Below are 20,702 nucleotides of genomic sequence, written 5' to 3'. Positions count from 1 at the left end.
TGAGATTTCACTGGTCCACCCCGGGGAATGCATTATCGTGTACAGACGGATTCGAGACAGGCCGGCGGGAGGAGAGAAGAAGCGTTGCGGATGCGTATCCGAACAGCGGGTGACGCAAGCACTTTGCCGGTAGTGGCGGCAGGTGGCGGGTCGTCCGTCGTCAACATAAAACAAAAGTGTTCACTTTGTGGTGAATCAAAGGAGAAAGAAATGGCAGAAACAACCACCCCGGGGAAAAACGATCCTTATTGGAAGTGCGGCAAATGCGGCAGGACCGTCCAGTCGGCGACGCCGCCCGAAAAGTGTCCCAGTTGCAAGGAGAATTGCGATTTTAAAGATGTCACCTGCTACACCCCCGATTGCGGCGGGCTGGGCAACGTCGATCCACGGCTCTGAGCCTCAGCCGCCACTCCCGGGTGTCAGGGCGGCCACGGCGCCGCGCAGCGGTGTGGCACCGAAGCGAAAGACCAGTTCTTCCCCGCTGACCAGGAGCAGGTGCAGTGATCCGAGAATCAGCCACTGGCGTGAGGTGGTGACGCGGCGTATTCGATTCCGGGCGATTTTGATCCGTTTATCGCTGATCTGAAACGGCGGCCGGACATCGGCGTGATAGCCGAACCGGCCGCCGGCCATCATCAGTCCGGCACGGTGATCAAGGTGCAGACCGGCAACGAAATAGACATTCCAGGTCGTTATATGGAGCCGGCCAGTGATCTTTTCAGTGGTCGGTCCGTTTTCGCCGATAAAAACCGCCCAGCAACCAAGGGGTTCCTCGGCCCGTTCCATCCAGTCCGGTTTTTTCATCGGAAACCGTTTGTGAGAAAGCCAGAATATATTCCGATAATCTTACGGGAATCTTGAAAGAGACAACCACGTGGGGAGCTTGAGAAATTTGGAATTTCGTTCAAGATCGAGGCGGCGTTCAAGATCGAGGCGGCGTTCAAGATCGAGGCGGGCAAGAAAATTTTACCGCAGGCATATAACATGATATTCCGAGGATAAAATTTGATTGCGCAACGATGAGATTGGGCGGAATGACAATTTTTCAAGGTTCCCACTTGATTTGGGGAGGAATCGGTTGTCATCTGGCAGACAATATCTACCGTTTTGGAAGAGATCAGCTATCGGAATGGATAGACACATCGCAGTACCAGCTCAGGACTGGGACGGATTAAGATCCTTGGGACCGCCGAGAATCGCGTCTGCTTCATCCGGATATAATTCCCTGACGCAATTGGGACAGAGACCGTGGGTAAAGCGGGTATCGGTATGTTGTTCCAGATAGGCCTCCAGCCGCTGCCAGAGTCCGGCGTCGTCACGGACCTTGCGGCACTGAGAACAGATCGGCAACAGGCCGCGCAGAGTTTTGATCTCGGCCAGGGCCCGCTCCAGGGAGGCGGTTTTTTCGTTGAGCAGGTCGAGATAGCGGCTGTTGGCCAGGGCAATGGCCGCCAGTTCGCCAATGACTGAGGCGATCTCGGCGTCGTCGTCGGTGAAATCCGACGGTTTGTTGGCCAGTCCCATAATGCCCACGGTCTGGCCGTTGATATTGAGCGGCGCAAAGAGCACATTGTGCAGGTCGACGTGGCCTGTCGGCATAAAGGCGACCCACCGGCTGTTCATGAAGTCGTTGTCGTATACCGTCTGGTGGCGGTGATAGGCGGTGGCGCGTAGCCCGCGGATCGGCATCGGCAGGAGCGGGTCGACGGAGCAGGGAAGGTTCCCGGCTTCGAGAAATAACACTTCGTTTTCATGGCCGTCAGCGCTCAGCAGTGCCACATAACCGGAGACAGCACCGGTCAGACGGCAGCAGTGATCAAAGAGCGATCGGGCGCACTCGGGAAAGGAACGCTTCTGCAGAACGGTCCGAGCGCAGGCCATCAGCGCGGCAATTTTCTGATCTGGACTCGGAGTGTTATTCATATGAACGGAGGTTTTTTACCGGCAGTGGCGCCCTTTTCGTTGCTGGTCTTTTGCGGCGACATTGATTATGGTACCAGATCAATGGATGCTCGTCACGAAAACAGTCAAGCGGCGTGGTCCTTTCGCGCAGGGCTGCGACGGCCGGAGGTCAATCCTTGGGAGTATGCGGTCTCGCGCGCTATGAACTGCGTTGCCCGCCAATCGACATGGTGACATCTTTCTCTCATGACACGCTCTACCCTGGTTATCTATGAATCTCAGTGATCCTTTTGGTCGCATGGCACGGCGGCACCAACTCGCCTATGAGACCATGTGTGAAGCAATGCGTCGCAGCGGCGTCACTACCGAACAGGCGGCCCACGAAATTATTCAGCAGGCGAGGAGCCGGGCCATGAAGTTTCTCGCCATCGGCATGCTCGTGCTTGTGGCGGCTGCTTTCCTGGTTCCTCGCCCGGCACTGCCGCTGGTGCTTGGCCTGGGTGTCCTGCTGCTCGTCTGGACGATCAGCTCGACGATCAACGGGCGTCGTTATATCCTGCGTTATATCGAAGAAGAAATAAAACACAAGAAAGAATAAGGCGTTTTTCCGCATACAAGGGTGCGCTGCATGTTTGCTGCCTGCGGTCCTTTGATTGTCGGCAAAATCGGTCATGTTGGGAAGTGGCGCCGCTTGACGCTGCGGCTCGGGACCGTTACAGTTTCACCATATCGCCTCTGATGGCGGCTGGTTGCTCATGGCCTGAATGTGGCTGCGGGGTCCCAGCTGTCTTTGGTTGTAATGCGAGCCATTTCAATTTCTTCCCGGAGCAGATTATGAAACCGTGGAATCTTTTTGTCTGTGCATGTGCCTGTCTATTGCTGTTTGTCGGCTGTGCCCCGACTCTGCCGCTGGATGCCAATCTCACCCTCAGTGTTGCCACGCAACCGGAAAACATATATCCCGATGGTTCGGCGATCTCCCTGCGGGGGCATGACGGCAGGGAGTATCAGGAAGTTGTCCGCTATCTGATTAAAGATGATCCTCCGGTACCGATCCCCAACCGTAATCCGCCGCACATCGTCGTAGCCGAACAATTGACGAATGGGTTTCGCGAACAGGGCCTGGTCTTTTCGCAGCAGGCGCCGGCCCATCTGGAACTCGCTATTGAAGAGGTGTTGGCAACGGTCACCAAGCCCAAGGTCCTCTATGACATCAAGGCCGTCAGCGCGGTTTCGATAACGATCACCGGCCACGGCGACTCGTTGACGAAACGCTATCGCAAGGAGTCGACCCGCGTGTCGGTAACCCGGCCCGACCTCGATGAGTTGGAACCACTGCTCAACGAGCAGTTATCAAGGATCGTTCAGCAGATTCTCGAAGATCAGGAAATCAGGAAGATGATTGTCGGCGGGAAGTGACCGAAAAGTGGCGGCGGATCATCAGTCAGGCTGGAGACATAGTTTGAGACACGCTGCTTTCGGCAGGCGGCACTAAGCTTCCTGATGGTTTGCTCGATCTGGCCTCGGGTGGTCAGGGGCTTGTGCAGTCTGTAATCAGCTCCAGTCTAGCATTTCCCTGCTCAAGGTTCGATAATAATTTGGTTCAAAAATGGTTGGTTAAGCGACGATCGGCTGGAAAAGACGAAAGGCCTGGCGAGCCGTTTCGGAACCGATAATGGCCACCATATCGTTTTTCTGAAATGTGAATTCCGGACCGGGGTTCGGTGTCAACTCTTTGTCGCGCATCACCCCGACCACCGACGCACCGGTGCTGCGGCGGATGGCCGCCTCGCCGATGCTGCGATCGATCAGGGTATTGTCCGGTTCGAGTCTGATCCATTCCAGGTCAAATTGCAGATCGGCGGCGCAGAGTTGGCCGAGCGTGCGGAAGTGCTCACCGTCCGCAAGTTGCGGGGCGAGGAATTCCTGACGCATGGTTTCTGTCTGGCGCTGGATCTCCGAGGGTGTCAGATGGAGGTGGAACAATACCTGCCTGGTCATCTCCAGGCCGGCCTCAAATTCCGGGTAGACCAGGTCGTTGACCCGTAATTCTTTGAACACCTCAAAAAACTCGGGCTCCGAGATACGGGCGACGACCCGCATCTGCTGGTTGATTTTGCGGGCTTGCTTGATGATCGCCTGGGCGGTGACAATGCTCGGGATGGTCACTACCAGCAATGAGGCGGTCTGTACCGACAGGACGTCGAGGACGATGCGGTGACTGCCGTCACCGTAGACCACCGGAAAACCAGCCTCTTTGGCCTGCTCTACCCGTTGCTGATCGAGTTCGACCAGGACGAATGACACGTCGAGCCGTTTGAGCACCTCGGCGATACGGAAACCGACCCGGCCGCTGCCGGCAATGACCACATGATCGTGCAGCCCTTCCTCCGGGATATTGACGCTTTCCAGCGGTTCGTGACGGAACCATTTCTTTTTCAGCGCGTAGAGCCGTGAGGTTTGCGAGGAAATGAGCGGTGTCATGATCATCGTTGTGACCGCTGCGGTCAGGACCAGGTTGTAGAGGTCCGTGTCGATCGATTCGGTGGCTACGCCGACCCGGGCAAGTACGAAGGAAAACTCGCCGATCTGGAACAGGCCGAGGCCGACGGCCAGCGGTACGACGTTACCATAACGGAAGATTATCGCCAACGTGCCGAAGATAAGCCCCTTGCCGATACTGACCAGCAGGACCAGCAGGGCCACTTGCCGCCAGTTTTCCACCAGGAAGGTGGGGTCGAGCAGCATACCGACAGAGGCGAAAAAGAGCAGGCTGAACAGGTCGCGCAGCGGGATGATATCGCTGAGCGCCTGGTGGCCGTAATCCGATTCGCTGAGCACCATGCCGGCGACAAAAGCGCCAAACGCAAAACTGAGGCCGACCAAGTGGGTCGCATAGCCGACCCCGAGCCCGATGGCGGTAATGGCCAGCAGAAAGAGCTCGCGCGAGCCGAGCCGGGCAATATGGCGGAGAACAGCCGGCAGCAGTTTGGTGCCGAGTACGAGCATGGCGGCCAGAAACAGCATGGCGGTGATCGCGGCGCTGCCGAGTGAACTGAGGCCGGAGGCGGGATCGTTGAGCTGGGGCAGAATGATCATCATCGGTACCACGGCCAGGTCCTGTACGATGAGCATGCCGATCATCACCTTGCTCGACAGGGTGCCGAGCCAGCCCTGGTTCATCAGGGTTTTCAGCAGGACCATGGTCGAGGACAGGCTGATCATCGCGCCGAGCCATAATGAACTGTTCCAGTCCAGATTGAACATCATGCCGAGGCCGTAACCAAAGACGATGGTCAGTACGATCTGGATGGGCGTGCCGATCAGAGCGATGAACTTGACCGGTTTGAGATCCTTGAGAGAGAATTCCAGGCCGAGTGCAAACAGTAACAGGGCCACCCCGATCTCAGCGAGCAGTTCGATGTCGTGGGTCTGGCTGATGGTAAAGCCGCCGGAATGCGGGCCGAGGATGATGCCGGCGATGATGTAGCCGAGGATCAGCGGCTGCTGCAGCCGCTGCATGATCAGGCCGCAGAAGAAGGCGGCAAGCACAATGATGATGATATCGGTCGTAATGCCCATAACGTATTTGCAGGTAGTTCCTCACTCGTCGGGGCGCAGATCAAATCGCCCGGCCGCGGGATTACTGATCTTCAGATCAGGCAAGCGGCGATTTCCGGATACAGGACCGCACCGTCACGTACTATACCAGAGAGCAATATATTTTTGTACACCGAGGGGCTCTGGAATTATCTTAGCGTGAAGGGAACGGTTATGGAGGAAAGCGGTGCTCTGTGGATGCCCTATGGCTATGCAGAGTTGGTTGTCGACCGGGATTCCTCGCTCTCTGGAAACCGTCTTTCGCTGTTGCGGAAACGGGGAAGGTTAACGGTAAAGGTCGTTCCGGCGCCGGACTGACTGCTGACCTCGATAAAACCATTATTCTGACCGACGATGCCGAATATCGTGGACAGTCCGAGACCGGTGCCTTTACCCAGTTCTTTGGTAGTGAAAAACGGTTCGAAAATCTGCTTTCTCACCTCGGCATCCATGCCGCATCCGTTGTCGCTCACCACGATCTGCGCGTAATCGCCCGGCGGACATGCTTCCATGCCATGATAATGGTCACAGGTAGCGGTGAAATTGGTGGTGGCGATAACCATCCGGCCGGTTCCAGTCATTGCGTCACGGGCGTTGACGCAGAGGTTGGCGAGGATCTGGTCGACCTGCCCGGGGTCGATGCGTACCGGCCAGAGTCCGTCGGCCGGCTGCCAGAGCAGCTCGATGTCTTCGCCGATCAAGCGTTGCAGCATGGTCAGCATGGCGGCGATGGTAGTGTTGAGATCGAGCACCTTCGGCGTGGCTGTTTGACGCCGGGCAAAAGCCAATAATTGCCGGACCAGTTCACTGGAGCGGCTGGCGGCTTTGTGCACCTCCTGCAGGTTGGCGCGTAACGGGTCGTGGGGCGGCAACTTTTCCAGAGACAACTCGGTATAGCCGATGATCACCCCGAGCATGTTGTTGAAATCGTGGGCAACGCCGCCGGCGAGACGACCGATCGATTCCAGTCGTTGGGAGTGGAGTAATTGCTCGTGAATCGATTGACGTTCCATCTCCGCCTGTTTCCGGGACGAGATATCGAGGACGGTACCGCGCAGCCGGCTTGGCGTGAGCCGCTCGCCGCGGACCACCAGCCAGCTGGAGGTGGCATCTGTTCTGGAGCGTTGGAGTTCCACCTCGAAGTCCTTTTCCTGTTTCAGGGTATCGAACATAGCCGTTCGCAGCCTATGTAGGCTATCGAGACCGATACTATCACCCAGCCGGGAAAGAGCCGGAGGATCATTATCGGGATTGACCTCAAGAATTCGATAAAGTTCCTTGGACCACAGGAAAACGTCTCGCTGCGCGTCCCATTCCCAGCTGCCTATGTGGGCAATGCGCTGTGCCTCTTCAAGGTGACGTTCCCGTTGCTGCAGTTCAGCCCTGTTACGTTGCAGCGAGTCGGTCATGTTGTCGAAGGCCACGGCAAGTGCCCCGATTTCACCGCCGCACGAGTTCAATCCGCTGCGCGTTGCCAGGTTGCCTTCGGCGACTCTGGCGGTGGCGGCGACCAGCCGGCGGAGTGGCCTGATAAAGGAGACCGTGCCGAGCAACCGGGAGACCGCCATTGCCAGGCCGGTGATCAGGACCATCAGTAGCAGGTTTCGCCACAGGATGTCATTGAGTGGCTACAGGACCTGCTCTTCCGGAATGCCGGCCCAGGCATAGAGGTAGGGTGGTTCTCCGGGGGATAGTCTGAGCGGTTCGACGGCAAAGATTCGTTTTCGTCCATCCGAACCCTGTTGTCTAAATAGCTTCGATTGCAGGCTGTCCCGGCCAATCTCCCAGCTTTCGGGGCGGATCGGGACACCAATCGGATTCGTTTCGCTGGCCGGATAGTACAGAACCCTGATGCCCCGATAATCGGTTATGGCCATGAACGAGCCGTCAGGCAGATTGGAAAAATCGAGAAAGCCACTGATTCGATCAAGAAAGAGAACTGCCGTCAAGACCATGTGGGGGCTGCCGGCTCGATCCGGGATCGGGTAGGCGAAGGAGAAACCTGATTTTTTGCCGCCCATTCTGGTGACGATGTATTCTCCAGGTGCAAATTGCCCCGTGGCAAACGCCTGCCGAACGTGCCGTCGATCCGCCAGTGACACGCTGGTAAACGGTCGACTGGCGGCCACTACACTGCCTGATGCGTCGGTCAGGGAGATGCTATAGATGCGTGGATTGCCGGCACAGGTGGTGCGCAACAGGTCGGCGCAGCGTGGCAAGTCGCCGTTACGGATAGCATCGATCGAGGCCAGGGTGGTTAGGGTCTGCCTGACCGAGTCGGTAACACCGGTCAGGACTTCGGCCATGGATCGGGTAATCAGCAGGACTTCCCGTTCGGCATCCTCGATGTGGCGCTGTCGTTGTTCAATACTTGAGTGGATCAGAATACCCAGGACGGGTAACACCGCGATCATAATAAGCAGGTTCAGAATCGCGCTGATGGATCGAGGACGAGGGAAAAACATGCGACTCCTGGTGTTATGGAACATACCCCCTGATCGGGACAATGGGCCAAGGTCCCCTGCCGGTCAGTGTCATAGCGTTTCGTTCCGACGCCTGTTGCCGGGTATCATAGCCGTTTTTTGGCTGTTGCGCATTAACTGATCCGCAGGGATGTCGGGTACTATCGGTTTTCTCAGATCATTATCAGGAGGACTTGGCTGTCACCGGGATGGTGTATAATGCGCATTATTGGACGTGTCGACAAACACTTTTTGGAACGTGGGGTTTTCGCAGAGTTTCTGAGGAGGATAGGTGCACTCCATCCCCTTGCAGCGGAAGGTTCCGCCTTTCGCGTAGAGGTCTCCTTTGTTTCGGTGATGAACCGAAATCCGGGTTTTCCCGGAGGGAGCCAAAAGCTGTTGACGGGGCGATGAGGTGAAAGTATACCTGTATACACAAGAACGGATGGGGCTGCTCCCGAACGAGGATTACTCTCGGTGCCGATGGTCTTCACTACATCATCAGTTTTCATGCTTCGGGTTTGAAGAAACGGCAACCGGCGGAGGCCATCATCGCAGAAGGGTGGGCAGCTCCAGCCCGGCACGGTGAATAGTCTTGGCGCCATTGCCAAGATCAATCTAAGGGGAACCTTGAAAAATTGTGGTTTCGCCCAATCTCATCGTTGCGCAATCGAATTTTATCATCGGAATATCATATATATGACTGCGTTAAAATTTTCTTGCGCGCCTCGACCTTGAACGAAATTCCGAATTTTTCAAGCTCCCCTAGGGAGTTGAGAAAATCATGCCATATATCGAATCCAATTCAGTCCGGTTGTACTACGAAGAAGCCGGTTCCGGAGTCCCGGTGGTGTTTGCCCATGAGTTCGGGGGGAATCTGCGCAGCTGGGAGGCCCAGCTGCGTTATCTGAGCCGGTCTTACCGTTGTATCGCCTATAATGCCAGAGGCTATCCACCGTCGGATGTATCCCGCGAGCAGTCCGCTTACAGTCAGCAGATCGCCGGCGACGATCTGGCCCGGCTATTGACGGCTCTGCACATCGACACGGCCCATATCGTCGGTCTGTCCATGGGCAGTGTCACCGCGCTTGATTTCGCTCTGCGGTACGGTCAACGGGCCCGTTCGGTTACCCTCTGCGGCTGCGGATACGGTTCCATCGCCGCTGAACGTGCCGCCTGGTTGGCCAGCAATGAGGTGCTGGCCGACGGCATTGAGGCCGATATCGCGCAGGCGACCCGGACCTATGCCAACGGGCCGACACGGCTGGCCTTCAAAAGAAAAGACCCGCGGGGCTGGCAGGACTTTGTCGAGCATATGGCGACAGCGCTCGATCCGCTGGGTGCAAGTCTGACCCTGCGCGGCATCCAGGCCAAACGGCCGTCCCTCCATGAGATGACGCATCTGTTGCGCGAAGTGAACCTGCCGGTGATGATCGTCGTCGGCGATGAGGATGCCCCGGCGTTGGAGCCGAGCCTGTTGCTCAAGAAGACGCTGCCCGATGCCGCCCTGTGGGTCTTCCCCCGAAGCGGTCACGCCGTCAATACCGAGGAACCGGATCTGTTCAACCGGGCCTTGGTTGATTTTCTGGCAGCCGTGGAAGCGAAAACGCCGGCTGCCTCGACAGATTCTACGGCTCGCTAATCGTGAGATTAGGTGCACGTGCCGGTTTTCAAGGTGGCCGGTATCGGCTGCCGCCGGTACACAAGCAGCAGGAAGGATGTTTGGTTCAGTGGCGGGCGGCCGTGCTGCGGCCCTGAGCATTGATAGCTGCCGCACGGATCAGGTGTGGGCAGGCGACCGGCGGTGGTTTTTGAAAAAATCGGCAACAAAGGTGCCGAGTGTCATCTGGGTGAGCTGGCAGATGATTGCCGGGATGAAGGCCGCCGGATAGTCGGCGGCGAAATGGCCGGCCCAGACGATATAGCTGATGGCCAGCGTCTTTTGCGAGGTATGGATGGTAAAGGCCACCAGAGAGGCGTGGTCCAGCCTGATCAGGCGGGCGAACAGGAAATTGAAGACCAGCATGAACACGTGCAGGCAGATCATAAAAACCGTGACGGTGATGATCGAGCTGCCCAAATCGGCCAGATCGTCGGCCGAGTTGCTGACCGCATTGAAGATGACCAGAATGATGATGCCGGATTGAAAAATCGACAGGTGGTGGCTGTATCTCTTGACAAAACCTTTTGCCGCCGGCCTGGCCAGCAGCCCGAGAATCAGGGGGAGCAAGGCTTTGAGCGCGAGTCCGCCAAGCATGTGTAGGACCGGCAGGTCGATATCCCGGCCGACCGAGAGAAGGAGATTGAGCATCACCGGAATGGTAAAGATGGCCAGGAAGCTGGTGAGTATACAGATCAGCAGCGACAGCGGCACATTGCCGCGGGCGATGGCAGTCATGATCGTTCCGGAGGACACGGTTACCGGAGCGGTGCCGATGATACAGACACCAACGATGAATTCAGCCGGCAACAGCGGCAGGGCAGCTCCCCAGGCGAGCAGCGGGTAGAGGATCAGGGATGACAGCAGGGCGGCGACTGGTGCCCTGACCGATCTGACCTGGCGAAGAATGGCCCGGGTCTCCAGGCACAAGCCGGTGGCGAAAAAGGACAGGAAAATACCGATGCTGAAGATGTCGTAGTCCTGCAGAACCGCTCCCCAGTCCGGCTCGACGAAGCCGATCGCGGCGGCTGCCGCAATGCCGAGGATAAACCATTGTTGTTTGAGAAAACCGAGCACGACCTACCCCATAGATGAAATCCGGATTTTGTCGACGCATTCATACCGGATGCACGGGGCTTCTGCAAAGGTTTGTCTGCGGAGCAGGGTTGCCGGGGTGCCGATCACTGCGGATAGTGCACGTCAAACGGCAGATCGAGATCGAAAAATTCGGTATCCATTGAATTTCCGGCATCCCAGCGGAGCATGATAAAGGCCCCCGACGCGTTGAGCACGGTCCGGGGAGTATGCCAGACATTGGCGGAATAGATCACCGTCTGGCCGCCCGTTGCGTGAAACGGTGCAATCCGGGCCAGATCCGGTTCGCCATTGGCCAGCGACGGGCAGACGATGACCAGGTGCTGGGTGCCTTCGAGGGGTACGAACATCTGGTGCGAGAACGGGTGCCGCTCGAATTGGGTTATCCGGGCAGGACAGGGGGCCTGATGCATGCTCATGTAGGTGACGTTGAGCCGTGCCTCCGGGCGTAGATTCTCGACCCGTCCTGCCCAGGAGTTGTATTCCGGGATCCCCGTTTCGGCCATCAGGACTTGGCCGAAACGGGCAAACGTTGCCGGATCGAGTGGGGTGGTCGTCAGGATCATAGTGGTTGTTCCTTGATGCGTTTATGATTGGTCAGTCGGCCCTGCTTCCTCGAGCCATTGGGCCGCCTGCAGTAATCTGCTATCCATTCCGCGCGGGGCGACGATCTGCAGCCCCAGCGGCAGATCGTCCTCGCCTGTCAACAGGGGCAGCGACAGGGCGGGGACGCCGCAAAGGCTCCAGAGTGTACAAAATATCGGGCTGCCTGTCGATGCCAGACCGCGCGGCGCCGGTGTCGGGGTGGCGGGGGTCAGGACGCCGTCAAAACCGGCGAGCGCCTGTTCGACGGCGTCGGTGATTTCAGCAGCCAGTTCCCGTGCTTCAAGATAGATGGCCAGTCCGATGGCCTGACCTTCTTCGATCATTGCCAGCAGCTGTGGGCTGATCTGCAGGTGGTGGTGGTCGTAAAAGTGCCAGTAGTGATAGGCCATCTCCGCCAGCATGATGGTGCGATGGCAACCGACGGCCCTGCCGGCGATGTCCGGCAGCACGATTTCTTCGATGTCGACACCGAGAGTGGTTATCCCGGTGAGTATGGCTTCTCTGGTGGTTTTGCTTGCTTCCGGCCAGACGGCGGTGCGAGCCAGGGCCAGGCGTGGCGGAGCGGCGCTGCCGTTGTGCAGCCGGGCAAGATCCGGTGGCGACCAGGGCTGGGTATCGCCGTGCAGCCGGCTCCGATCGGTGAGGGCCGAGACGAGCAGGGCGCTGTCGAAGACGCGGCGGGAAAAGACGCCAACCTGGTCGAGGCTCGGTGCTTGACACAGAATACCGGCCCTGGCAAGCAAGCCGCCGGTAGGTTTGTAGCCGACGACGCCGCAGTAGGAGGCCGGCCGGATCACCGAGCCGTTGGTCTGGGTGCCGATGGCCAGCGGTACCATCGAGCAGGCCACGGCGGCCGCTGAGCCGCTCGACGACCCGCCCGGTGTCCTGGAATGGTCGTGCGGATTGGTAGTCTTGCCGGGGGCGTAGACGGCCAGTTCGGCGGTGACGGTTTTGCCGGCGATCAGTGCGCCGGCAGCACGGAGCAACTCGACCACCCTGGCATCCGTGGCCGGTTGTCGCCCGTGGTCGACGCTCGTTCCATTTTCCGTCGGCAGATCGCAGGTATCGAAGATATCCTTGACGCCGACCGGAATGCCGTTGAGCACCAGGCCCGCCGCTTGGCCTTCGCGGCGGCGCTGGTCCGCTTGTCTGGCCTGGGCGAGCAAGTGCTCCGGGCTGAGGTGTGCCCAGGCGCCGACGGCGGGTTCCAGCCGGTCGATGCGTTCCAGGCAGGATACGGCCAGCGCCTCACTGTCGAGACGGTCGTCTGCCATCAGGCGCAGCGCTTCCCCGGCGGTCAGTTCGCAGGGCGGGTTCATGTCGATTGCTGGGCGAAGGCCTCGAGTGCTGCGGTAAAACACTGCAACGGGATGGCCGTCAGCCCGGCGCCGATCTGGCCGACTCCCGGGCGCTTGCAGGCGATACCGGTATTGATTACCGGGGTGATGCCGGTTTCGACCACCCGGCGGATATCGATACCGAGCGGCGCGCCGCGGAAATTGAGCGGCGGCAGCTTGTAGGTCTGGTGTTCGTCGACGGTGATCTCGTACATCTTCAGCGAGGTCTCCACCGCGAACTGGGCGGTGCCGCCGATGTACTCGACCACGGCCGGCGCACCGGCCATGGAAAAGGAGCCGAGTCCGATGGTCTCGGTAATGGCCGAGTCGCCCAGGTCGGGATTGGCGTCTTCCGGTCCGAACCCGGGGAAGTAAACGCCGTCGATGGGCGGGGCGGGGGCCGTGAACCACCGGTCGCCGAGGCCGCTGACCCGAATTCCGGCCTCGTAACCGTTGCGGGCGATGGCGGTGACGATCGTCGAACCGTCTATGCCGCTGCCGGCGTCGAGCATCCCTTTAGAACCGGCCATGACCACATTGAGAATGAAATGACCGGCCTTGTCGATAAAGTCGATGGCCCGGATCGCCTCCTCCTTCGTGCCGACTTCGATCAGGTGTTGTACAAGGCTGTTCAGCAGCAGTGCGTTGCTCGCCTTGTTGCGGTTGTGCAGCTCGTCACCCATCTGCAGTGACTGGGCGACGATGCTCTTGATATCGATGCCGCCTGCCGCCTGCAGAGCGGCCTTGAGCAGCGGCGCCAGCTCCTGGTTCATCCAGCGGAGTTTGGTCATCACCTCGTCATCGAAGGCGCCGTGCCGGAGCACTTTGCCGATGCCCATATAGAGCGTCGAGTAGGTCTCGATGCCGAAAGGCTCGTTTCTAACGACGTTGACCTCCATGGTCGGCGTGATGATTCCCGACATCGGACCGATGGCATGGCGATGATGACTGGAATCGAAGACCAGTTTGCCGCCGCTGGCCAGCCTGTCGACTTCGTCCGGAGAGGTCGCCCAGCCCTCGTAGATGCAGGCCCCGGTGATGGCGCCGCGCATCGGCCCGCACATCTGCTCCCAGGTCAGGGGGGGGCCGGCGTGCAGTACGGTATAGTCGGTCATGCCGGAGATGACTTCATGGGCCGGCCGGATATCGCTCCAGACCGCGGTGCTCGCCTGGATCTTGTCAAGGCATTGTCGGTTGGCTTCAGTAATGTTCATGACACTCTCTTCTGCTTGATGTGGAGAAAGGATGGTTTCATGACCGGTCTTTGAGGCGGTCCAGGATCTCGATCAGCTTTTTGTCGCCGCCCGCCGGCGGCCGCCAATCCATTTGGACCACCTGGACGCCGAGGCTGCGCAGATCGTCGGCGAAGCGTTCGAGGCCGATATTGATGACCCGCACCTCGCGGGTCAGCGGTGATTGTTTGTCGGTCATGGGCGTACCTCCATTAATGCCTGGCGGCAGTCGGGGACGACGAGCAGGGCCGCATAACGGGCTGCTTCACTATTAATCAGAAAAACGGTAGCGCCGGCCTCGTTCAGGACGCGCTGCTGTTCGACGAGTGATTGTGGGTCGCCCTCGGTGCCAATCAGACTGACGATAGCCGGTATGGTCAGGCCGTGCCGACTGCGTAATTCGGCCAGGCCGGCGGCAAGCTCGCTCGCCGGATCAGCGTGCGAGCCATGGCCGAGCACCAAATCGAAGAGGAGTGCTCCGCAGTCATCGAGCCGGCCGGCGGTGGCCAGTTCCAATAAGACTTCGGTCCGGTTTTCCGGGGCGATCATCGGGTGCGGCTTGCCCACGGTATAGCGGTCGTCGCCGAGGTCGACCAGGCAGTGGCTGCCGGCCTGGTCAAGATCGGCGGAGACGGTTCCGAGCAGCGGGCGAAGTAGCAGATATGCTTCTTTGGCCAGTGTCCCCCCGGTAAACAGACCGATAATCCGCCTTCCTGCCGCTGTCGATTGCTGATGATCGAGCAATTGCTTGATGCGGGCTATATCGGTAAAGTTTCGCGGAACGAAGGGCGTGTTGCCGAGCAGGCAGACCGCTCGGTCGGCGGCCTCATCGAGCGTTGCGCTCTGGATGAAGGCGTCGGAGTCGAGGGTGGTGCCCTGAAAACAGGTGATCACCGGTGTGGCCAGCTGCCGACAGGTCTGCTCAAGGCTACGGGCAACCTCGGGGTGCGGCGGTTTCGAGATCAGGATGATGACCTCGGTGGCCGGATCTTGATCGAGCAGCGACAGGGCGTAGCTGGTCATCAGGCCGCCGACCTCTCCGCTCAGGTCGCGGCCGCCGACGCCGATACCGTGTGAAATCCCCTCACCACGGTGGTCTGCGCGGCAGACCACGGCCTGCAGGCCGGTACCGGCGGCGGCCACACAGCCGATCCTGCCCCGGCGCACTACGTTGGTGAAACCGAGGCCGACCCCGTTGAGATAGGCGGTGCCGCAGTCCGGCCCCATGAGCAGCAGTCCTTTGTCCAGGGCGATTTTCTTCAGTCGTGCCTCGTCGTCCAACGCGACGTTATCGCTGAACAGGAAGACGTTGAGATCATGCGCCAGGCAGTTTTGGGTTTCCCGAGCGGCGTAGGCACCGGGGATGGAAATGGCGGCCAGTGAGGCGTCCGGCAGAAAGCCGAGGGCGCGATCGAGCATCCGCGGCCGGTAGGATAGTTCCGATTGATCGGTTTCCCTCTTGGCGGAGAGCATCGCAGCTGCTTCCGTGCTGGTCTGCTCAGCCAGGGCCTGGGTGTCCGCCCGGACAATGATGATCAGGTCCTGGGGGCCGGCATGTTTGCTTTCAGCCGTTGCCAGGCCGACTTGGTCGAGGAGTTCATGGTTGCCTTCCGTGCCCATGAACATCGCCACTTCCGTGATGCCGTCCCGCTTTTTCAGCTGGCTGGCGACCCGCATCAGGACGACCGAATCAAAATAACTTGCCGTTACGATGGTAGTTGTTTCGAACATAATACATAACCTCTTGACTGCTATCTCATCCAACGGCGGGACAGGTTTTAACCTGTCCTCCGCTAACTTCCCTACGACGAGGGAGATTTAACCTGTCCTTCGCCGACTTCCCAATGGCAAAACAGACTTCAGCCCGTCAGCCACCAATTATCAGCCTCCAGCAGAACCGGCCAGCCCGGGGAATCGATGTTCACCTAAAGGCAGGCCGATGCCGAAGGCGAATCCGGCCAGCATGTCCCATCCCGAGGTGCCGCCGTGGTGGTAAACACCGTGTAGCGCATCGGCGAGATCGGTAGTTTGTCCGGCCGCGCAGCAGTGAAGGAGCCGGGCCTGGCCTTCGGATAGCCGGGATTCCGCTAGTGCCCGAAAAAAGGCGAGACTGATCGCCGTCGTTCGGTTTCCGGCTTCGTCGAAGAGGCCGGTCGCCAGCGTCGTTGCCTGCCGTGTTTTGCCGATGGCAACGAGACTGAGGATCCATCCGGCACAAAAGTCGTCGCCGGACGGCGTTAAACCGTACCCGAGGCCGATCAGTGGGGCCAGCAGTGACGTCAGCCGCTCCGGATCATCGAAAGCATTTTCGTACCGTATGGCATCGACGACCTGCAGCAGTCGTCGATGCAGAGCGACGGTGAGAGCCGAGGTCTTCTCAGCACGAGGTTGAGAGGCAAATATTGCCGGGATCAGGGCACCGAAACTCTGCTGCGGCGCCGTGGTGGCGGCCGTATCGACCAGGGTCGCCAGCATTGTATCAAGGGCGGCTCCGGGTCCGGCACAGGTGTTGAAATCGGCCGGCCACGGTGTGGCACGGGCCGTGTCGAGGATGGCCTGATCACCGAACAGCATGGTGCCGTCACACGATTGGACATATTGGCTGCCAGCAAGCGCAGCAACTGCCGTTACATCACTGACGGTGCAGGTGATGGTGAACGGCCCCCTGTCGATGTGGGCATCACCGATACAGATGACGTCTCCGGTATCGGAGAGGCAATAGAAACAGTGGCGATAGGTCTGGGTGATGCGCCAGCGTGCCGATCCGGAGAGCATCGGTCCGATCTGCACCCCGACCGAATCGGCCGTGATTACCTGCCGCAGTGAATCTGCCGCCATGCCCTGTCTCATTGGTTGACGATCTGGGTGCCGGCGGTGCCGAGACACGCCTGGTATGCTTCGTCGAGATGGGCGATGATGGCGCGTGTGCCGCCGGCGAGCAAAAATTTTCTGGCGGCCTCGACTTTGGGTCCCATGCTGCCAGCCGAAAAATGTCCCTCGCCGATGTAGCGATCGAGTTCGGCCAGTGTCAGCGTCGACAGGTCCTGCTCATTTTCTTTGCCGTAATTGATCTTCACATGTCTTACCGAGGTAAGGATCAGCAGGTGCTCGATACCGAGTTCTCTGGCCAGCAACGCCGAAGTCAGGTCTTTGTCGATGACCGCATCGATGCCGCGGAGCCGATCGCCATTCTCGGTGATTACCGGGATGCCGCCACCTCCGGCGGTAATGACAATAACGCCCTGTCGTATCAACGAACTGAGCAGGGAGCTGTCAAGAATCTTCAGCGGTGCCGGAGACGGTACGACCATCCGCCAGCCTCGGCCGGCATCCTCTTTCATGGTCCAGCCGAATTCCTCTTCGAGATCCCGTGCTTCAGATTCGCTGAAAAAATAGCCAAGCGGTTTGTCCGGCCGGCCAAACGCCGGGTCGGCAGGATCGACCAGCACTTCGCATATGATGCTGGCCACCGGGCGCTGCAGGTTTTTGGCGCGCATCACGTTCTGCAGCGCCTGCATGATGACATAGGAAATTCCGCCCTGACTGTTGGCCACACAGATATCAAGGGGCATGCTGGCCACCCGTTTGCTGGCGATGGCCTGGCGCATCAGGACCTTGCCGACACCGGGCCCGTTGCCGAAGGTGAACACCAGATTCGGCACGGCCTCCAGTAGCGGCAGTAGAGCCGTGGCAGCGGTTGCGGCGACGTCGAACTGTTCCTGCCCGGTCCCCTTGATGCCCTCCGGGTGGATGGCATTGCCGCCCAGAGCGATGAGCAGTTGGTCCGGCATGGCGCTGTGTTGCTTCATCGGAGTTGATCACCCTCTCATTTTTGCCGGCAGCCAGGTTACCACTTCCGGATAGAAGATCAGGAATACGGTGAAGGCCAGCATGATCAGCGCAAACGGCAGCGCGCCCCAGATGACATCGGACAGCGGACCCTTGTCCTGGCGAACGCCCTGGATGACGAACAAATTCATTCCCATCGGCGGGGTGATCATTGCCACTTCACTCATCAGAACGATGAAAATTCCGAACCAGATCGGGTCGGCGCCGGCGGCGGTCATGATCGGGTAGGCGATGGGAATGGTGGCGACCTGAATCGACAGCACATCGAGGAACATGCCGAGGACGATATAAAACAGGATCATTACCAGCGTCAGCTGGGTCAGCGTCAAGTCGAGAGTCAGCACCTGCTGGGTGAGCATCTCGGCGATACCGAGGAGGCTGAGCGTCAGGTTCAGGATAAAAGCGGCGGTGATGATCAGGATGATCATGCCGGTCAGCTGTGCCGTGTTGACAAAGCATTTGTGCAACATGGCAAATGTCAGCTTGCCGCCGCGCCAGGCGAAAAAGAGCGAAGCGATGATCCCGAGGGCCGCCGATTCGGTCGGTGTTGCCAGGCCGAAATAGATGCTGCCCATGACGATGAAGAAGATGAACAGCGGCGGCAGCATCTCCGGCAGGGCGCGTATACGTTCCGGCCAGGACACCTTGATGATGCCGGTGTTTTTGATGGAGATGCTGGCGATCATCAGGTAGACGAAGAACGCGAGTGTCAACACGATGCCGGGAATGACACCGGCGACGAAGAGTTGACTGATCGAGTTATTGGTCAGGCTTCCGTAAATGATCAGGGCGATGCTTGGCGGAATCAGGATGCCCATGGTGCCGCCGGCTGCCAGTGAGCCGAGGGACAGTTTCTTCGAGAAACCACGCTCGTTGAGCGTCGGCAGCGCGACAGTTCCGACGGTCGCCGCGCAGGCCACCGATGAGCCGGTCGTTGCGGCAAACAGGGCGCAGCAGCCGATATTGGTATGGAGCAGGTTGCCGGGCAGCCAGTTCATCCATTTGGCCAGCGCATTGTACATCTTGTCGGCAACTCCGGAGCGCAGCAGGATTTCCCCCATCAGGATGAACAGCGGAACCGCGGTGAGAATAAACGAGTTATGCACCCCCCAGACGACGCTGCCGATCGAATTCATGAACGGGTAGCCAAACGCCAGTAGGCCGCCGATCAGACCGATGATGGCCATCACCGGAGATATCGGCACCCCGAGGAAGAGCAAGGCCAGGCCGGCGACAAAAAATATCAGGATCTCAGCTAACATATGCGCTTTCTTACCTCTCGTTAACGGTGCTCAAGGTCGAGCAGTTCCTCTTTGACCTCGTCGGCGGAGCCCTTTGGCTGATAGAGGACGCGAAGATCGTTCCAGCGGCGGGTAATCAGCAGCCAGGTGGCGTTGATCAGATAATAGCAGGACAACCCGAAAAAGATGATCAGACCGGTGGTCCAGGGAATCTGCGGGTAGTGCAGCGGTGTTGCCCATGGGGTTGGCGCGCTGCTGCCGTAACTCATGGTTTCCTGGAGGACCCCGACGGCGGCAAAAGCGAGTAAAAACGAAATAAACAGCATCGACAGCTTGGCCAGCCAGTTGAGCACGGCCTGCATTTTGTCTGGGAACTTATAATGAAAAATATCGATGCGGATATGGTTGTTGCCGATCAGGGCGATACAAAACGCCAGGGTCGAGCCGATGGCCAGGACGTAGCCGCCCAATTCGTCGGCTCCTTGCAGAGACTTGGTGAAAACTTTTCGCATGACGACCTCGACACTGACGAAGATCGACAGGCCGATACAGAGATAGCCAAACAGACAGCTTGCGTAAAAAGCTATTTTTTTATTGATTTCCATGATTCGTCCTGCACGGAAGAGACGGTGAACCGGCCGACCCTGAAGGCCGGCCGGTTGAGACGGGCGCGTCGGTTATTCAATACCGGTCAGCGGACCGAGGACTTTTTTCCAGAGCTCCGTACAGCCCGGGTAGTTCTTCTCACAGGTCTCGGACCAGGTGGGGAAGGATACCGTCTTGACCGCATCGGCGACGATCTTCAGGTCTTCCTCGTTCACCGGAACCTCTTTCATGTTGTATTTGGTAACGGTCGTGCACGGTTCTTTGCCGACGTTGCAGCGCAGCGCGTCTTCAAACAATTCCTCGGAGTAGACCCAGATGTCGTCGACCAGTTTGTCGAAGGCGGCCTGCATTTTCTCCTGCTCTTCAGGGGAGAGTTTGTTCCAGGTCTTCATGTTGATGGCGTAACCGTTGAAACCGACCTGAAAGCCGATCGGCATGAAATACTCGGTTACTTCCGGCCAGCCGGCGGTGTTTGCCGAACTGGCGCCGGTGATGGCACACTCGGTGACGCCGCGGGACAGAGCCTGCTGCACCTCGGAGAAACCGATCGGTACCGGAGTGGCGCCGATGCTCTCGATAAACTGCGACAGGTTCTGGTCGTAGACCCGGACTTTCTTTCCTTTCAGGTCGGCCAGGCCGGAGATTTCCGGTTTGCAGAACAGGACCTGGGGACCGAACGGCCAGAGGCCGAGGAGTTTGGCATCGAATTTCTCCTGCAGACGTGCGGCGAAATGCGGTTTGTAGGCATCGTAGACCTGGCGCGCTTTTTCGTAGGTCGGGTTGAGGCCGACAAGATCCTGGCCGAGCAGGAACACCTCGTCACGTGCGGCTTGGGCGGTACGGATGGAAACGATGTCGAATAGCCCGTTTTTCAGGACGCGCAGGGTTTCCTCCGATTTGATGCCGGTGACATCGATCGGTTTGTAGTTGGCGTCGATGGCCAGACCAGTGTTTTCGGCAAAATTTTCGAAGAACGGCTGCTCCTTGTTTTTCTGGATGAGGCCGGTGGCCAGTGGCTGACCAAGGACGTTAAATGACTTTTCCGCGGCCAGGGCCAGGCTTGAAGTCGCCATCATCCCTGCTGTGACCAGTGCAATGGTGAAACGTTTCAT

The 20,702-nt window shown here is 58.8% G+C and carries 20 protein-coding genes; 4 read left to right on the top strand and 16 right to left on the bottom strand.

Annotated features, from left to right (window positions below; translation table 11 throughout):
• Positions 1-210 precede the first annotated feature (210 nt).
• Positions 211-396 (top strand): rubredoxin-like domain-containing protein, encoded by a 186-nt coding sequence (locus tag BUC26_RS03320; protein WP_073373404.1) that lies wholly within the window; start codon positions 211-213, stop codon positions 394-396.
• A 3-nt stretch (positions 397-399) separates the two neighbouring features.
• Here BUC26_RS03320 and BUC26_RS03315 read toward each other — a convergent pair whose 3' ends face one another.
• Both BUC26_RS03315 and BUC26_RS03310 read right to left on the bottom strand, forming a co-directional pair.
• Positions 400-804 carry a hypothetical protein gene (locus tag BUC26_RS03315; protein WP_073373403.1) on the bottom strand — a complete coding sequence of 135 codons (405 nt, stop codon included), beginning with the start codon at positions 802-804 and terminating at the stop codon, positions 400-402.
• A 351-nt stretch (positions 805-1,155) separates the two neighbouring features.
• A complete protein-coding gene (locus BUC26_RS03310) occupies positions 1,156-1,923 on the bottom strand; it encodes a GAF domain-containing protein (protein WP_073373402.1) in 768 nt (255 codons plus the stop codon).
• 250 nt (positions 1,924-2,173) lie between these two features.
• On the opposite strand from BUC26_RS03310, the gene BUC26_RS03305 reads away from it, so the two are divergent.
• Together BUC26_RS03305 and BUC26_RS03300 are read left to right on the top strand one after the other, a co-directional pair.
• Positions 2,174-2,500, top strand: a complete 327-nt coding sequence (locus BUC26_RS03305; protein WP_073373401.1) for a hypothetical protein — start codon at positions 2,174-2,176, stop codon at positions 2,498-2,500.
• Between the two features lie 236 nt (positions 2,501-2,736).
• On the top strand, positions 2,737-3,321 hold the full coding sequence (locus BUC26_RS03300; RefSeq protein WP_073373400.1) for a YajG family lipoprotein: 585 nt from the start codon (positions 2,737-2,739) through the stop codon (positions 3,319-3,321).
• A gap of 198 nt (positions 3,322-3,519) precedes the next feature.
• Here the strand turns inward: BUC26_RS03300 and BUC26_RS03295 are convergent, their stop codons facing one another.
• The 3 genes from BUC26_RS03295 to BUC26_RS03285 form a co-directional block, all read right to left on the bottom strand.
• Positions 3,520-5,484 carry a monovalent cation:proton antiporter family protein gene (locus BUC26_RS03295; protein ID WP_073373399.1) on the bottom strand — a complete coding sequence of 655 codons (1,965 nt, stop codon included), beginning with the start codon at positions 5,482-5,484 and terminating at the stop codon, positions 3,520-3,522.
• Between the two features lie 227 nt (positions 5,485-5,711).
• Entirely contained in the window at positions 5,712-7,094 is a 1,383-nt protein-coding gene (locus tag BUC26_RS03290) for an ATP-binding protein (RefSeq protein ID WP_073373398.1), read from the bottom strand.
• A gap of 36 nt (positions 7,095-7,130) precedes the next feature.
• Entirely contained in the window at positions 7,131-7,967 is an 837-nt protein-coding gene (locus BUC26_RS03285) for a cache domain-containing protein (protein ID WP_073373397.1), read from the bottom strand.
• 781 nt (positions 7,968-8,748) lie between these two features.
• On the opposite strand from BUC26_RS03285, the gene BUC26_RS03275 reads away from it, so the two are divergent.
• Complete coding sequence (locus BUC26_RS03275; RefSeq protein WP_073373395.1) at positions 8,749-9,606, top strand: alpha/beta fold hydrolase; 858 nt, start codon at positions 8,749-8,751, stop codon at positions 9,604-9,606.
• A gap of 138 nt (positions 9,607-9,744) precedes the next feature.
• Here the strand turns inward: BUC26_RS03275 and BUC26_RS03270 are convergent, their stop codons facing one another.
• The 11 genes from BUC26_RS03270 to BUC26_RS03220 all read right to left on the bottom strand — a co-directional run bounded on the left by BUC26_RS03270 (position 9,745) and on the right by BUC26_RS03220 (position 20,702).
• On the bottom strand, positions 9,745-10,701 hold the full coding sequence (locus BUC26_RS03270) for a bile acid:sodium symporter family protein (protein ID WP_073373394.1): 957 nt from the start codon (positions 10,699-10,701) through the stop codon (positions 9,745-9,747).
• A 104-nt stretch (positions 10,702-10,805) separates the two neighbouring features.
• Positions 10,806-11,285: an ureidoglycolate lyase gene (locus BUC26_RS03265; RefSeq protein WP_073373393.1), complete on the bottom strand. Its 480-nt coding sequence runs from the start codon at positions 11,283-11,285 to the stop codon at positions 10,806-10,808.
• A gap of 21 nt (positions 11,286-11,306) precedes the next feature.
• A complete protein-coding gene (locus BUC26_RS03260) occupies positions 11,307-12,644 on the bottom strand; it encodes an amidase (RefSeq protein WP_073373392.1) in 1,338 nt (445 codons plus the stop codon).
• Positions 12,641-13,876: a YlbE family protein gene (locus tag BUC26_RS03255; RefSeq protein ID WP_073373391.1), complete on the bottom strand. Its 1,236-nt coding sequence runs from the start codon at positions 13,874-13,876 to the stop codon at positions 12,641-12,643. Before BUC26_RS03255 ends, BUC26_RS03260 begins: the two co-directional genes overlap by 4 nt.
• A 37-nt stretch (positions 13,877-13,913) precedes the next feature.
• The gene (locus tag BUC26_RS23535) at positions 13,914-14,093 is read right to left on the bottom strand and encodes a fdrA domain protein (protein WP_073373390.1); all 180 of its coding nucleotides are present in this window, start codon (positions 14,091-14,093) and stop codon (positions 13,914-13,916) included.
• A complete protein-coding gene (fdrA, locus tag BUC26_RS03245; protein WP_073373389.1) occupies positions 14,090-15,625 on the bottom strand; it encodes an acyl-CoA synthetase FdrA in 1,536 nt (511 codons plus the stop codon). The genes BUC26_RS23535 and fdrA overlap by 4 nt, the downstream gene beginning before the upstream one ends.
• A 150-nt stretch (positions 15,626-15,775) precedes the next feature.
• Positions 15,776-16,732, bottom strand: coding sequence for an oxamate carbamoyltransferase subunit AllH family protein (locus BUC26_RS03240; RefSeq protein WP_073373388.1), 957 nt, complete (start codon positions 16,730-16,732; stop codon positions 15,776-15,778).
• A gap of 8 nt (positions 16,733-16,740) precedes the next feature.
• Entirely contained in the window at positions 16,741-17,703 is a 963-nt protein-coding gene (locus tag BUC26_RS03235) for a carbamate kinase (RefSeq protein WP_073373387.1), read from the bottom strand.
• A gap of 9 nt (positions 17,704-17,712) precedes the next feature.
• Positions 17,713-19,005: a TRAP transporter large permease gene (locus BUC26_RS03230; protein WP_073373386.1), complete on the bottom strand. Its 1,293-nt coding sequence runs from the start codon at positions 19,003-19,005 to the stop codon at positions 17,713-17,715.
• Between the two features lie 20 nt (positions 19,006-19,025).
• A complete protein-coding gene (locus BUC26_RS03225; RefSeq protein WP_073373385.1) occupies positions 19,026-19,589 on the bottom strand; it encodes a TRAP transporter small permease subunit in 564 nt (187 codons plus the stop codon).
• A gap of 72 nt (positions 19,590-19,661) precedes the next feature.
• Positions 19,662-20,702, bottom strand: a complete 1,041-nt coding sequence (locus BUC26_RS03220; RefSeq protein WP_073373384.1) for a TRAP transporter substrate-binding protein — start codon at positions 20,700-20,702, stop codon at positions 19,662-19,664.

Origin of the sequence: Desulfofustis glycolicus DSM 9705, assembly GCF_900130015.1 — a bacterium.
In the GTDB taxonomy this organism is placed as follows: Bacteria; Desulfobacterota; Desulfobulbia; order Desulfobulbales; family Desulfocapsaceae; genus Desulfofustis; species Desulfofustis glycolicus.
Note: the sequence above shows the minus strand (reverse complement) of the source record. Positions and strands in the feature narration are given on the sequence as shown.

What these genes read in the sequence shown, in the direction of transcription:
- BUC26_RS03310 (WP_073373402.1), bottom strand. Translation starts at nt 1,923, where the DNA reads ATGAATAACACTCCGAGTCCAGATCAGAAAATTGCCGCGCTGATGGCC.
- BUC26_RS03260 (WP_073373392.1), bottom strand. Translation starts at nt 12,644, where the DNA reads ATGAACCCGCCCTGCGAACTGACCGCCGGGGAAGCGCTGCGCCTGATG.
- BUC26_RS03220 (WP_073373384.1), bottom strand. Translation starts at nt 20,702, where the DNA reads ATGAAACGTTTCACCATTGCACTGGTCACAGCAGGGATGATGGCGACT.
- BUC26_RS03265 (WP_073373393.1), bottom strand. Translation starts at nt 11,285, where the DNA reads ATGATCCTGACGACCACCCCACTCGATCCGGCAACGTTTGCCCGTTTC.
- BUC26_RS03315 (WP_073373403.1), bottom strand. Translation starts at nt 804, where the DNA reads ATGAAAAAACCGGACTGGATGGAACGGGCCGAGGAACCCCTTGGTTGC.
- BUC26_RS03275 (WP_073373395.1), top strand. Translation starts at nt 8,749, where the DNA reads ATGCCATATATCGAATCCAATTCAGTCCGGTTGTACTACGAAGAAGCC.
- BUC26_RS03240 (WP_073373388.1), bottom strand. Translation starts at nt 16,732, where the DNA reads ATGGCGGCAGATTCACTGCGGCAGGTAATCACGGCCGATTCGGTCGGG.
- BUC26_RS03225 (WP_073373385.1), bottom strand. Translation starts at nt 19,589, where the DNA reads ATGGAAATCAATAAAAAAATAGCTTTTTACGCAAGCTGTCTGTTTGGC.
- fdrA (WP_073373389.1), bottom strand. Translation starts at nt 15,625, where the DNA reads ATGTTCGAAACAACTACCATCGTAACGGCAAGTTATTTTGATTCGGTC.
- BUC26_RS03230 (WP_073373386.1), bottom strand. Translation starts at nt 19,005, where the DNA reads ATGTTAGCTGAGATCCTGATATTTTTTGTCGCCGGCCTGGCCTTGCTC.
- BUC26_RS23535 (WP_073373390.1), bottom strand. Translation starts at nt 14,093, where the DNA reads ATGACCGACAAACAATCACCGCTGACCCGCGAGGTGCGGGTCATCAAT.
- BUC26_RS03300 (WP_073373400.1), top strand. Translation starts at nt 2,737, where the DNA reads ATGAAACCGTGGAATCTTTTTGTCTGTGCATGTGCCTGTCTATTGCTG.
- BUC26_RS03305 (WP_073373401.1), top strand. Translation starts at nt 2,174, where the DNA reads ATGAATCTCAGTGATCCTTTTGGTCGCATGGCACGGCGGCACCAACTC.
- BUC26_RS03235 (WP_073373387.1), bottom strand. Translation starts at nt 17,703, where the DNA reads ATGAAGCAACACAGCGCCATGCCGGACCAACTGCTCATCGCTCTGGGC.
- BUC26_RS03295 (WP_073373399.1), bottom strand. Translation starts at nt 5,484, where the DNA reads ATGGGCATTACGACCGATATCATCATCATTGTGCTTGCCGCCTTCTTC.
- BUC26_RS03285 (WP_073373397.1), bottom strand. Translation starts at nt 7,967, where the DNA reads ATGTTTTTCCCTCGTCCTCGATCCATCAGCGCGATTCTGAACCTGCTT.
- BUC26_RS03290 (WP_073373398.1), bottom strand. Translation starts at nt 7,094, where the DNA reads ATGGTCCTGATCACCGGCCTGGCAATGGCGGTCTCCCGGTTGCTCGGC.
- BUC26_RS03255 (WP_073373391.1), bottom strand. Translation starts at nt 13,876, where the DNA reads ATGAACATTACTGAAGCCAACCGACAATGCCTTGACAAGATCCAGGCG.
- BUC26_RS03320 (WP_073373404.1), top strand. Translation starts at nt 211, where the DNA reads ATGGCAGAAACAACCACCCCGGGGAAAAACGATCCTTATTGGAAGTGC.